The sequence below is a fragment of the Streptomyces sp. NPDC086080 genome (assembly GCF_044540255.1).
Lineage (GTDB): Bacteria > Actinomycetota > Actinomycetes > Streptomycetales > Streptomycetaceae > Streptomyces.
Genome location: NZ_JBITRU010000018.1, coordinates 152641 through 165830, shown reverse-complemented (window position 1 = coordinate 165830; position 13190 = coordinate 152641). Strand labels below are relative to the sequence as shown.

8 protein-coding genes and 1 tRNA gene are annotated in these 13190 nt (G+C 71.2%); 2 read left to right on the top strand and 7 right to left on the bottom strand.

Going from position 1 to position 13190, the window contains the following annotated elements:
- Nucleotides 1–184 precede the first annotated feature (184 nt).
- Nucleotides 185–415 carry a hypothetical protein gene (locus tag ACIF9R_RS22145; RefSeq protein ID WP_215207164.1) on the bottom strand — a complete coding sequence of 77 codons (231 nt, stop codon included), beginning with the start codon at nt 413–415 and terminating at the stop codon, nt 185–187.
- A 94-nt stretch (nt 416–509) separates the two neighbouring features.
- Between ACIF9R_RS22145 and ACIF9R_RS22140 the strand changes: the two genes are divergently transcribed.
- Nucleotides 510–1211 carry a helix-turn-helix domain-containing protein gene (locus ACIF9R_RS22140; protein ID WP_399982677.1) on the top strand — a complete coding sequence of 234 codons (702 nt, stop codon included), beginning with the start codon at nt 510–512 and terminating at the stop codon, nt 1209–1211.
- Nucleotides 1208–2866, top strand: a complete 1659-nt coding sequence (locus ACIF9R_RS22135; protein WP_399982674.1) for a tyrosine-type recombinase/integrase — start codon at nt 1208–1210, stop codon at nt 2864–2866. The genes ACIF9R_RS22140 and ACIF9R_RS22135 overlap by 4 nt, the downstream gene beginning before the upstream one ends.
- 124 nt (nt 2867–2990) lie before the next feature.
- Here the strand turns inward: ACIF9R_RS22135 and ACIF9R_RS22130 are convergent.
- The 6 genes from ACIF9R_RS22130 to ACIF9R_RS22105 all read right to left on the bottom strand — a co-directional run bounded on the left by ACIF9R_RS22130 (nt 2991) and on the right by ACIF9R_RS22105 (nt 12947).
- Nucleotides 2991–3067 (bottom strand) — tRNA-Thr (locus ACIF9R_RS22130).
- 129 nt (nt 3068–3196) lie between these two features.
- Nucleotides 3197–4789, bottom strand: coding sequence for an alpha/beta hydrolase (locus ACIF9R_RS22125; RefSeq protein ID WP_399982671.1), 1593 nt, complete (start codon nt 4787–4789; stop codon nt 3197–3199).
- A gap of 116 nt (nt 4790–4905) precedes the next feature.
- The gene (locus tag ACIF9R_RS22120; protein ID WP_399982669.1) at nt 4906–6111 is read right to left on the bottom strand and encodes a DNA polymerase III subunit delta'; all 1206 of its coding nucleotides are present in this window, start codon (nt 6109–6111) and stop codon (nt 4906–4908) included.
- A gap of 127 nt (nt 6112–6238) precedes the next feature.
- On the bottom strand, nt 6239–9439 hold the full coding sequence (gene tmk / locus ACIF9R_RS22115) for a dTMP kinase (protein ID WP_399982666.1): 3201 nt from the start codon (nt 9437–9439) through the stop codon (nt 6239–6241).
- Between the two features lie 200 nt (nt 9440–9639).
- Nucleotides 9640–12504, bottom strand: a complete 2865-nt coding sequence (topA, locus tag ACIF9R_RS22110) for a type I DNA topoisomerase (RefSeq protein ID WP_399982663.1) — start codon at nt 12502–12504, stop codon at nt 9640–9642.
- A gap of 245 nt (nt 12505–12749) precedes the next feature.
- Entirely contained in the window at nt 12750–12947 is a 198-nt protein-coding gene (locus ACIF9R_RS22105) for a hypothetical protein (protein WP_399982660.1), read from the bottom strand.
- Nucleotides 12948–13190: the final 243 nt, after the last annotated feature.

Below are 13190 nucleotides of genomic sequence, written 5' to 3'. Positions count from 1 at the left end.
GGTCGGTTCTCACGGGATTGCTGGGGAGTCTCGGGGCCTCCGGCGTTGCACCGCCGGAGGCTCCCTCTCTTCTCGCGGGTCTCTCGGCACCGCGAGCGACCACGGACAGTACGTCCACGCCGTGCCACAGTCCAGCGTTTCTGTGTCAGCTCAGCGCAGAACCAACTGCTACGCGTCAGGCGCTTCACGCTGCCAGCCCCAGCAGAGCCAACAAGTCCGCGGTCACCACCCGGTAGGCGTTTCCGAGACGGAGCACCTTGCACGGGTACTGGCCACGCTTGGCGAGCTCGTACCCCTTGCTCCGCCCCAGCCCCAGCGCCCGATTGCCCGTCTCCAGGTCAACGGCCGCAGGGAGCTCAAGGAGCTCCTCGCGGCTCATCCCCTTCGCCCGGCCGGCCTCTTCCTTCTCGCGCATGCGCGCTCCATCCATGACTGAGCCCACGGCGAACGCGCCCATCGCGTCCGTCTCCAGGTCTTTGAATCAACGCTAAGCGAGCTACTGTGTCTAAATGACACAGCGCCGTAGCGACCCTGGATCCAAGAAGGTCGACGACGAGGACGACGTTCCGGAGTGGGTGGATCAGGTCATGGCCACCGTGGCCGCCGAAGTCCGCAGACGACGGAAGGAACTGGGTTGGAGCGCGCAGGACTTGGCCGACAAATGCGAGGAGATCGGCCACCCGATCCCGCGCAACGTCATCGCCAACATGGAGTCCGGACGCCGCTCCAACCTGCCCTTGGTCGACGTCATCGTCTTGGCCGAAGCCCTGAACACCCCGCCCATCTGCCTCGTCTACCCGGTCGGTTACGTCGACGACGTGCAGCGACTCCCGCTTCAGCACCCCACCACTTCGCTGGACGCGCTGCGCCGCTTCACCGGGGAGGAGACCGACCTCGGCACGGACGACGACATGCTCCGCTACTTCCGCGCCCACCACGCCGCCGAGGAGCGGCTACGGAAAGCACGCCGCGACGAGGACCACGCGCGCTACCACGCCGAGACCGCCCCGAACGCCGACCGTAAAGCCGAGGCCCTCCGCTCTCAGGCCCGTGCCGCCGAGACAGCCGACGACGCCGCCAGCAGCTTGCGCAGAATCCGAGCCTTCATCCGGCAAGAGGGCGTCACGCCCCCGTCCTTGTGGCCCGATGTGGCCACCGCGATCGACTCATCCGGGAGCGATCCCGATACCACCGAGGAGAATGATCTTTGAAGGGCTCCACCTACCGCCGCTGCTCCTGCCGCGACCCGAAGACCGGCAAGGAACTCGGCACCTCCTGCCCCAAGCGCAACAGCAGGAACCACTGCACCTACTCCGTACGCCAGGAGCTCTCGCCCCGCGAGGACGGCAGCCGGCGCTCCTTCGCCCGCGGCGGGTACGGCAGTCTGAAGGCCGCCCAGGCCGACCTCGACCACGTACGCGCCCTCCTCGGGCTGGCCGAGTCGGACGACCCCGAGGGCACCGAGCTCATCGCCGAGATGCTGGCGGAGGTTAGCCGCGAACGGTCGCCTCTGCCCGAAGTCGAGGAGACGAGGCGGCGCCTCAACTCCGGCCAGGACCTCATCGGCAGCCTGACCGTGGCCGAGTGGCTCGACCGGTGGCTGGCCGGCAAGCGCATACGCAAGTCCGGTCTCAACCGCTACGAGACCGACGTCCGCGTGCACCTGAAGCCTCGCATCGGGAACCGCCGCTTGGACCGGCTCCGCGTGAGCCACCTCAGCGAGATGTTCACCGACATCCGCGACGCGAACGCCCAGATCCTGGAGGACAACGCTCAACGGCGCGCCGCACTCGACGAGCTGGCGACCATACCGTGGAAGGGCGGGGAGAATCGCGCCCGCCGGAAGACGATGAAGACCGCCATCGATGAGATGCCGCCCTTCCGCCGCGTCACCGGCCCCGCCACGCGCCAGCACGTCAAGGCCACCCTCCGCGCGGCCCTGAACGACGCGATCGGGCAGCAGATCATCACCTTCAACCCCGCCGCCCACGTCGAGATCGATCCCGTGCGCAAGCCGAAGGCGCTCGTGTGGACGGACGAGCGGGTCGCCAAGTGGGAGCAAACGGGCGAGAAGCAGTCGCCGGTGATGGTCTGGACGCCGCAGCAGACAGGAGCGTTCCTCGACTTCGTCGCCGAAGACCGGCTGTACGCGATGTGGCACCTGATCGCCTTCCGTGGCCTTCGCCGTGGCGAGGCGTGCGGGCAACCGTGGTCGGAGACGAACCTCGACACGCACGCCCTGACCGTCTCCTCCCAACTCGTGCAGGACGGCTGGGGGGTCGAGGCGTCCGATCCCAAGACGGACAGCGGGTATCGCGTGGTCGCGCTCGACGACGACACCGTGGACGTCCTGAAGCGGCACCGTGCGCGGCAGGAGGCCGACCGCCAGGAGTGGGGCACCGCGTGGGTCGAGACGGGGAACGTCTTCACCCAGGAGGACGGGTCCTGGCTCCACCCGGGCAAGGTGACCGATCTCTTCGAGCGTCTCGTCGCCGCATCCGGACTTCCGCCGATCCGTCTGCACGACCTCCGCCACGGCGCCGCCACCCTGATGCTCGCCGCTGACATCGACATCAAGATCGTGTCGGACACCCTCGGTCACAGTGATACCCGGATCACTCGGGACATCTACCAGAGCGTCCTGCCCCAGGTCGGCAGGAGCGCCGCCGAGGCGACCGCGAAGCTGGTCCCCCTTCAGCGCAAGGCCGAGGCCGAGAAGGCGGCACGCAAGGCCGCGAAAAAGGAGAAGGCCAAGAAGGCTGCGGCCAAGAACGCCGGCAAGGCGAAGGGCGGCAAGCCGAAGACCAAGGCGAACGCCCCAGGCAAGGGCGCCAAGAAGCCCAAGCGCGGCAAGTCCCAGAAGTAGGTCCCCGGCGGCTCCGCTCACGCATCGCTCACGCAGGCAAAGTCACGGCAACCCGGCCGTGTGACCCGTCATGCCCTGAGCAACAGAAAACCCCAGGTCACGGGCTATGTGACCTGGGGTTCAATGGAGCCGCCTTCGGGATTCGAACCCGAGACCTACGCATTACGAGTGCGTTGCTCTGGCCATCTGAGCTAAGGCGGCGTGCTGGGGGCACCATGGTGCGATCAGCGACGTCGGTAAGTCTACACAGTTTCCGAGGGTGCTTCGTACCGGCCTCGGAGGCGGGCCGGAGGGGCTGTCCCCGGCCCGCCTCCGGGATGGTCGAACCGGCTATGAGCAGCGCTTTCCGTCCTTGGGCGGGGTGCCGTCGAGCAGGTAGGTGTTGATCACGGAGTCGATGCAGGCGCTGCCGCGGCCGTAGGCGGTGTGGCCGTCGCCGTCGTAGGTGAGGAGGCGCGCCGAGGAGAGCTGGCCGGCCAGGGCCTCGGCCCAGCGGTACGGGGTCGCCGGGTCCCGGGTGGTGCCGACGACCACGATCGGGGCGGCGCCCTTCGCCTCGATGCGCTGCGCCTCACCGGTGGCCTTCACCGGCCAGTACGCGCAGTTCAGCGAGGCCCACGCGAGGCTCTCGCCGAAGACCGGCGACGCCTGCTCGAAGTCGGGGAGCGCTTGCCGCACGTCGTCCGGGGAGTCGAAGGCGGGCGGCAGGTCCAGGCAGTTCACGGCCGCGTTGGCGAACATCAGATTGGTGTACGCACCGTCGGCGTCACGTTCGTAGTAGCTGTCCGAGAGAAAGAGGAGTCCGGCGCCGTCGTTCTCCTTCATCGCGGCGGTCAGCGCCCCGCGCAACTGCTCCCAGGCGCCCTCGTCGTACATCGCGGCGATCACTCCGATCGTCGCGAGCGACTCGGTGAGCCTGCGGCCGTCGGCGTCCCCGGTCGGGGCGGGGCGGGTGTCGAGTTCGCCGAAGAACGCCTTCAGGTTCTTGCCGGCCTGCTCGGGGCTGGTTCCCTCGCCGCCGAGAGGGCAGTCGCTCCGGCGGACGCAGTCCTCGGCGAAGGCGGTGAACGCCGTGGCGAAGCCCTCCGTCTGTTCGAGGTTGAGGCGCCGTGCGGGCAGTGAGGGGTCCATCGCGCCGTCCAGGACGAGACGGCCCGTGCGGTCCGGGAACAGTCCGGCGTAGGTCGCGCCGAGGAGCGTGCCGTACGAGGCCCCGACGTAGTTGAGCTTCTCGTCGCCCAGCGCGGCCCGCACGATGTCCATGTCCCGGGCCGCCTCGACGGTGGACACATGGCGCAGCAGCTCCGGCGCGTCCGCCCCGCAGCCCTCGGCGAACCTCTTGTACGAGGCGACCAGCGTGCCGGTCTCCTTCTCGTCGTCCGGTGTGATGTCCGTCCGCGTGTACGCGTCCATCTCCGGTCCGCTCAGGCACTCGACGGGTTCGCTGCGGGCGACGCCGCGCGGGTCGACGGCCACCATGTCGTAGCGGGCGCGCACGTCCGCCGGGTAGCCGATTCCGGCGTACGCCTGGAGGTAGCCGATCGCCGAGCCGCCCGGGCCGCCCGGGTTGACCAGCAGTGAGCCCAGCCGCTTTCCCGGGCCCGTGGCCTTCTTGCGGGCGACGGCGAGGCGGATGTCACCGGCGGCCGGTTCGGCATAGTCGAGCGGAGCCTTCAGCGTGGCGCACTGGAAGCCGGCCACGCCGCAGTCGCGCCAGGCCGGTTTCTGCTCGTAGTACCGCGTGAGGGCCGCGGGTGTGGAGCCGGGCAGGGGGGCAAGGGCTGCTGCCGCGGCCTGTGCCGATGTACTCGCCGTACCGCTCGTCGTGCTCGCCGAGGAGCAACCCGGGATCAGCAGCACGGTGGCGGCGAGCAGGGCGGCTTTGGTACGGGGCCCGCGGTGGGTGCGCCTTGTGTACGACATGCAGCGAGCGTAACCGTGTGCAAGGGAATGAGTGCTCTGTGTGCATGTCGTGCCTCGTACGAGTTACGCGTGACGGGTCACCGCGCCGAGGCGGGCCCCGGTACCTCGTCAGCCCGTCAGCCCGATCTGAGGGCCATCGTCATCGCCTCCACCGCGAGCAGCGGAGCCACGTTGCGGTCCAGGGCCTCACCGCATGCCGCGATCGCCTCGATGCGGCGGAGGGTGGACTCAGGTGTGCTGCCCCGGGCCAGGCGGTCCAGCGCGTCCTCGGCGTCCGCGTTGGCGATGGCGACACGGGAGCCGAACTGGAGGGCGAGGACGTCGCGGTAGAAGCTGGTGAGGTCGGTCAGCGCGATGTCGAGGCTGTCCCGCTGGGTGCGCGTTCTGCGGCGCTTCTGCATGTCCTCGAGGTCCTTGACCACGCCCGCCGTGCCGCGCGGCAGGCGTCCGCCCTGGGCCGCGCCGAGGGCCGCCTTCAGCTCCTCGGTCTCCTTGCCGTCCATCTCCTCGGCGAGTTGCTTGGCGTCCTCGGCGGCCGCGTCGACGAGTTCCTGGGCGGCCTTGAGCGCGCCGCCGATGTCCTCGACACGCAGGGGCAGTTTGAGTACGGAGGCCCGGCGGGCGCGGGCGGCGGGGTCGGTCGCCAGGCGACGGGCCCGGTCGACGTGGCCCTGGGTGGCGCGGGCGACGGCGGCGGCGACGTCCGGCTCGATGCCCTCGCGCCGCACGAGCATGTCGGCGATGGCGGCCACCGAGGGCGTACTCAGATTGAGGTGGCGGCAACGCGAGCGGATCGTCGGCAGGACGTCCTCGATGGAGGGCGCGCACAGCAGCCAGACCGTGCGGGGGGCGGGTTCCTCGACGGCCTTGAGGACGGCGTTGGCCGACCTCTCGTTCAGCCGCTCGGCGTCCTCGACCACGATCACCTGCCAGCGGCCGTTCGCCGGGGCGGTGTAGGACTTGCGGACGGTGTCGCGCATGGCGTCGACGAGGATCTGGGAGCCGACGGCGGCGATCGAGCTGACGTCGGCGTGGGTGCCGACCAGCGCGGTGTGGCAGCCGTCGCAGAAACCGCAGCCGGGGATTCCGCCGAGGGCACGGTCGGGGCTGACGCACTGGAGCGCGGCGGCGAAGGCACGCGCCGTCTGGTTGCGCCCGGCGCCGGGCGGGCCGGTGAACAGCCAGGCGTGCGTCATCCTCGATGCCTCGGGCGGGGGCGCGCCGGTGGCCGCGGCGGTGACGAGCGCGTCGGCGTCCCGGGCGGCCGCGGCGAGCTGCTCGCTCACCCGCTCCTGCCCGACGAGGTCGTCCCACACGGTCATTGGGTCAGCCCGCCCTTCCGTCGCGTCCGTCATGTCCCGCCTACGGGATCCATTGTGCGGCCGGGCACTGACAACGGCCGCGGCCGGGCACGGACAACGGTCGTGCCCGACCGGATCCGTGGCCGGGTCAGCGCCGGCGTCCCCGGCCACCCTCGTCGCCGTCGTCGTACTCCTCGTCGTGCGGGCCCAGCAGTTCGTCGGCCAGGCTCGGCAGGTCGTCCAGCGGGGTCTCCTCGGCCCAGTCGGAGCGCTTCCGGCCTCGGCGCGGGGCGCGCTCCGGGTCGATCCTCGGCAGCTCGCGCGTACGGTCCACCGGGCCGTCGTACCCGTCGGAACGGGACGAGTCGCCGGAACCGGCTGCCGCCGGGCGCCCGTCCTGGGTGTGACCGGGCGGCATCCGGTCCGCGGTCCCCTGCTCGTCGCCGCGTACCGGCGGCAGCACCGCCGTGTCGTCCGCCGCGCCCGGCGGGACGGGCGGCTTGGGAAGCTCGGTCGTCACCTCCGCCTCGGACTCGCGGGAAGGGCCGGACCGCCGCCCGGCGCCCTCGTCCGGTACCCGCGGCAGCACGGCCGTCTCGTCCACCGGACCGCCCGACGCGTTCGTCGGCGCCACCACCGGCGTCGGCACGGTCATCGCTTCATCGGCCTGCGGCCGGGCGTCCGCGGAGCCGGACGACCGCGAGGCACCGGCTCCACCGGTCACCTTCGGCCCCGCCTCCGCCGCGGCCGCGGCCTGCTCGGCCATCCGCCGGGCCTCCTCCGCGCGCAGCAGCGCCTCCTCCGCCTTGCGCTGCTTCTCCAGCCGCAGCGCCTCGGCCTCCGCGCGCAGCCGTGCCTCTTCCTCGGCCTGCTTGCGGCGGCGCTCCTCCTCGGCCTTGCGGCGGGCCTCCTCCTCGGCGCGCGCCTTCTCCTCGGCGAGCAGCCGCTGCCGCTCCTCCTCGGCACGCCGGCACGCTTCCTCGGCACGCTGCCGGGCCTCCTCCGCCTGCCGTTCGGCCTCCCGCCGCTGCGCCTCCTCCAGCTCCCGCTGCTTGCGCTCCTCCTCCTCGGCGCGCAGCCGCGCCAGCTGCTCCTGGCGCTCGCGCTCCAGCCGCTCCTCCTCGGCCTTGCGGGCCGCCTCTTCCTCCGCCTTGCGGCGGGCCTCCTCCTCGGCCTTGCGGCGGGCCTCCTCCCGGGCCAGGATCTCGGCCTCGGACAGCGGCAGGACACGGTCGAGGCGATGCCGGATCACCGTGGTGACCGACTCCGGTGCCTGCCCGGCGTCGACCACGAGGTAGCGGCCGGGATCGGCGGCGGCGAGCGTGAGGAAACCTGCCCGCACGCGCGCGTGGAACTCGGCGGGCTCCGACTCCAGCCGGTCCGGTGCCTCGGTGAAGCGCTCCCGCGCGGTCTCCGGTGCCACATCCAGAAGCACCGTCAGGTTCGGGACCAGGCCGTCGGTCGCCCAGCGGTTGATGCGGGCGATCTCGGTCGGCGACAGATCGCGCCCGGCGCCCTGGTAGGCGACGGAGGAGTCGATGTACCGGTCGGAGATGACGACCGCGCCGCGCCCCAGGGCGGGCCGTACGACGGTGTCGATGTGCTCGGCGCGGTCCGCGGCGTACAGCAGTGCTTCCGCGCGGTGCGAGAGACCGGCGCTGGAGACGTCCAGCAGGATGGACCGCAGCCGCTTGCCGACCGGGGTCGCGCCGGGCTCGCGGGTGAGGACGACCTCGTGGCCCTTGGCCCGGATCCACTCGGCGAGGGCCTCGGCCTGGGTGGACTTCCCGGCGCCGTCACCGCCCTCCAGGGCGATGAAGAAGCCGGTGCCGGCGGGCGCCTGGTCGGGGTCGTCGCCGCCGAGCAGCGCGTCGCGCAGGTCCTGACGGAGCGGCACCCCGGAACGGTCGTCGACCTTGGCGAGCACCAGCGCGGCCACCGGCAGCAGCAGCGCGCCGACCAGCATCAGCGTGAACGCGGCGCCGCCGTGCGCGAAGACGAAGCGGCCGTTCTCCAGCCGGTGCGGCCCGATGCCCGCGGCGACCAGCGGGGCGATCACCGCACCGAGCCCCACCAGGACCCGTACCACCGCGTGCAGATGCTCGGTGGTACGGACCCGGCGCTGGTCCTCGGTCTCCTGGTCGAGCAGTGTGTGCCCGGTGTTGGCGGCGACGCCCGCGCCGATACCGGCCAGCCCCATGATCAGCAGCACGCTGGTGACGTCCGGTACGAGCCCGGCGGCCAGCAGCGCGACCCCGGTGAAGGCGAGCGCGAGGGCGAGCAGCCTGCGTCGCGACAGGGCCGGCAGCAGGGCGGGCGCGGTACGGATACCGACGACGACACCGCCGGTCAGCGCGCCCACCAGCAGGCCGTAGAGCACGGGGCCGCCGTCCAGGTCTATGGCGTGCAGCACCGACACGGCGACGGCGGCGGACATCGCGGCGGCCACGGACGCGGACGCGAGCACCAGGAGCGGCATCGCGCCGGTGCGGCCCTTCTCGGGGCCCGCGGCGCTCTTCGGGCGGCGCAGACCCTCCAGCGGCGACCGCGGGCGCGGGGTGCGCGTGGCGGGCAGTTCCAGGAGGGTGACGACGGACAGCGAGGCGGCGAACAGCCCGGCCGCGACATACGAGGCGAGGGCGGCCTGGTGGGCGCCGAACCAGTCGATGCCCGTGCCCAGCAGGTTGTTGAGGAGGGCCGCGGCGACGAGCGCGACGGCCGCCAGCGGTATCGCCACGAAGCTCGTGCGCAGCGAGAGGCGGCGCAGCGCGTCCATGTGGTCGGGCAGTGGCCGGACGGTGGCGCCCTCCGGCGGCGGGCCGGGCAGCAGGGCGGGCGCGGCACTCTCGCGGCACACCGTCCAGAAGCGCTCGGCGACCCCGGTCACGAAGGCGGTGACGAGCAGCAGCGCCAGTGCGTTCTCGGGTGTCCAGTCGATCCACAGGGGCGCCACGATGAGCAGCGCGGCCCGCAGTCCGTCGGCGCCGACCATGGTCCAGCGCCGGTCCAGCGGCCCGTCCTGCGAGGTGAGCGAGGTGAGCGGACCGAGGAGTACGGCGCCGAACAGCAGCGTCGCGAGGATACGCACCCCGAAAACGGTCGCCACTGCGAACGCCACACCCCGGTAGCCTCCACCGAACGACTGTTCGGCGACCGCCGCCTGAAGCGTCAGGAGGACCAGCACCAGAAGGGCCAGGATGTCACCGACCCCGCCCACCAGTTGTGCGCTCCACAACCGCTTCAGCTGCGGTCGGCGCAGCAGGGCGCGGACGGCACGCTCGCGGGAGTCCGCGACCAGGGCGTCGTCGGGGGCCGGCTGAGGGGCCGTTGGCTGCTCGGCTGGGGTCATGCGTTCAGCCTATCGGCCCGCGCCGACAGCCCGGCACGACGCGCCTGACATGCTCACGCCCCGACATCAAAGTGTTGTCGGGGCGTTCGCATTCCGAACGTCCGGCGAAGACCGTCCGGTATGACCGGACGAGAGGCCGGCGTCACCCATGCAGAGAGGCCGGGGTCACCGGACGAGGTACCGGCGCACCGCAGCGGAGGTCAGTCCTCCGCGCCGTTCGCCGCGGTCGCCTTCTTGGCGACGGTCTTCTTCGCCGTCGTCTTCTTCGCGGTGGTGGTCTTCTTCGCCACGGTCTTCTTGGCAGCCGTCGTCTTCTTCGCCGGTGCCTTCTTGGCCGCCGTCTTCTTGACGGCCTTCTTCGCGGTCTTCTTGGCGGGCCCCTTCGCCCGCTTCTCCGCGAGCAGCTCGAACCCGCGCTCCGGGGTGATCTCCTCGACGCTGTCGCCGGAACGCAGCGTCGCGTTGGTCTCCCCGTCGGTGACGTACGGGCCGAAGCGGCCGTCCTTCACCACGACCGGCTTCTCGCTGACCGGGTCGGTGCCCAGCTCCTTCAGCGGCGGCTTGGCCGCCGCCCGGCCACGCTGCTTGGGCTGGGCGTAGATCGCCAGCGCCTCCTCCAGCGTGATCGTGAACAGCTGCTCCTCGGACTGCAGCGACCGCGAGTCGGTGCCCTTCTTCAGATACGGCCCGTAGCGGCCGTTCTGTGCGGTGATCTCCTGGCCCTCGGCGTCCGCGCCGACCACGCGCGGCAGCGACATCAGCTTCAGCGCGTCGTCGAGCGTGATCGTGTCCAGGGACATCGACTTGAACAGGGAGGCGGTGCGCGGCTTGACCGCGTTCTTGCCGGTCTTCGGGGTGCCCTCGGGAAGGACCTCCGTGACGTACGGACCGTAGCGGCCGTGCTTGGCGACGATCGCGTGCCCGGTCGCCGGATCGGCGCCCAGCTCGAAGTCGCCGCTCGGCTTGGCCAGCAGTTCCTCGGCGAGCTCGACGGTCAGTTCGTCGGGCGCCAGGTCGTCCTGGATGTCCGCGCGCTGATGCTCCTCGGTGTCCTTCTCGCCGCGCTCGATGTACGGGCCGTAGCGCCCGACGCGCAGCACGATGCCGTTGCCCACGGGGAACGACGACACCTCACGCGCGTCGATCGCGCCCAGGTCGGTCACCAGCTCCTTGAGACCGCCCAGGTGGTCCCCGTCGCCGTTGCCCGCCTCGGCCGCGCCGCCGTTGTCGGTGCCTTCGCCGAAGTAGAACCGCTTCAGCCACGGCACGGCCCGCGCCTCACCGCGCGCGATGCGGTCGAGGTCGTCCTCCATCCTCGCGGTGAAGTCGTAGTCGACGAGCCGGCCGAAGTGCTTCTCCAGCAGGTTGACCACGGCGAAGGAGAGGAAGGACGGCACCAGGGCGGTGCCCTTCTTGAACACGTAGCCGCGGTCGAGGATCGTGCCGATGATCGACGCGTACGTCGACGGGCGGCCGATCTCGCGCTCCTCCAGCTCCTTGACCAGCGACGCCTCGGTGTAGCGGGCCGGGGGCTTGGTGGCGTGCCCGTCGACCGTGATCTCCTCGGCGGTCAGGGCGTCGCCCTCCGCGACCTGCGGCAGCCGGCGCTCGCGGTCGTCGAGCTCGGCGTTCGGGTCGTCCGCGCCCTCGACGTACGCCTTCAGGAAGCCGTGGAAGGTGATCGTCTTGCCGGACGCGCTGAACTCGACGTCCCGGCCGTCGGCCGCCGCGCCGCCGATCTTCACGGTGACGGAGTTGCCGGTGGCGTCCTTCATCTGCGAGGCGACGGTCCGCTTCCAGATCAGCTCGTACAGCTTGAACTGGTCACCGGTCAGCCCGGTCTCGGCGGGCGTACGGAAACGGTCCCCCGAGGGGCGGACCGCCTCGTGCGCCTCCTGCGCGTTCTTGACCTTGCCCGCGTAGGTGCGCGGCTGCGGGGGCAGGTAGTCGGCGCCGTACAGCTGCGTGACCTGGGCGCGGGCGGCGGCGACCGCCGTTTCGCTCAAGGTCGTCGAGTCCGTACGCATGTAGGTGATGTAGCCGTTCTCATACAGCTTCTGCGCGACCTGCATGGTGGCCTTCGCGCCGAAGCCGAGCTTGCGGCTCGCCTCCTGCTGCAGGGTCGTCGTGCGGAAGGGGGCGTACGGCGAGCGGCGGTACGGCTTGGACTCAACGGAACGCACGGCGAACCGTGTGTTCTCCAGGGCGGCGGCGAGCGCGCGGGCGTTCGCCTCGTCGAGGTGGAGGGTGTTCGCGCTCTTCAGCTGTCCCAGGGAGTCGAAGTCGCGGCCCTGCGCGACCCGCCGCCCGTCGACGGTCCCCAGGCGGGCGACCAGCGACGACGGATCCGACGCGTCACCCGCGCGGCCGGTTGGGGGTCCCCCCGCCGGAGCGAAGTCGGAGGTGGGGGAGAAGGTGCCCGTCAGGTCCCAGTACTCGGCGGAACGGAACGCCATGCGCTCGCGCTCCCGCTCCACCACGAGCCGGGTGGCGACGGACTGGACACGGCCGGCGGACAGCCGGGGCATGACCTTCTTCCACAGGACCGGCGAGACCTCGTAGCCGTAGAGGCGGTCGAGGATGCGGCGGGTCTCCTGGGCGTCGACCAGCTTCTGGTTGAGCTCGCGCGGGTTGGCGACGGCCTGGCGGATCGCGTCCTTGGTGATCTCGTGGAAGACCATCCGCTTGACCGGGATCTTCGGCTTGAGCACTTCCTGCAGGTGCCACGCGATGGCCTCGCCCTCGCGGTCCTCATCGGTGGCGAGGAAGAGTTCGTCGGACTCCTTGAGCAGGTCCTTGAGCTTCTTGACCTGGGCCCGCTTGTCCGCGTTGACCACATAGATCGGCTGGAAGTCGTGATCGACGTCCACACCGAGGCGGCGGACCTCGCCGGTGTACTTCTCGGGCACCTCGGCGGCGCCGCTGGGAAGGTCGCGGATGTGCCCGACGCTCGCCTCGACGATGTAGCCAGGGCCGAGATAACCCTTGATCGTCTTCGCCTTGGCAGGCGACTCGACGATGACGAGTCGGCGGCCGCCGTTCGCGGTCTCGCTGGTCGGGGACAACTTCGCTCTTCTCTCCGGTCGACGCTGGGGCCTCCCCAGGCGGTCTCCCCGGGTCGGGTCATGGTGACGCTGCGGAGTGTGACGGTACATCCCGCCCCCGTGTCAAACGGGAAAAGCCCGCAACGGCCACTCGAACGGTAACCCGACTACCACCGTTCCTGCCGCCCGGAGTGTCCAGACTGCGCCTGCCCTCATGCGGAGCGCGGCCTACCGGTTACCGGGAACGGCCATGACCCCGAGCCCTCTCACAGCCGGGTGAAACACCACGCGCCGAGGGCCAGGGCGATCACCGCGGCCAGTCCGGCGACGGCGACCGATGCGACGGGGCTCACACCCTGGGCGACCGGACGCTGCTGCCGGGCGCGGGTCGTCGTCCAGGCCAGCAATGCGGCGCCGAACAGGCAGAACACCATCCCCGTGAAGACCGCCGGTCCGCTCTCCATGATCGCCCGAGCCCTTCTTTCCGTCCGTTTTCCGTCCGCCGGTACCGGCCCGGACGTGACGCTGCCACGCCCGGGCGGCGCCGGAGCGAACCGGAGGTGAACGTGGGGGCTACGGGGGGCCGCAACTCGGCCGGAAGCGGTCCCGGGGCCCCGCTCAGAAAATTCCGGATCGCTGTGAAAGAGACGGAGGGGCGACCGGTGCCGGCGTGAAGGGTGGGGCTCGATGTGGCTACGAGAGCGATG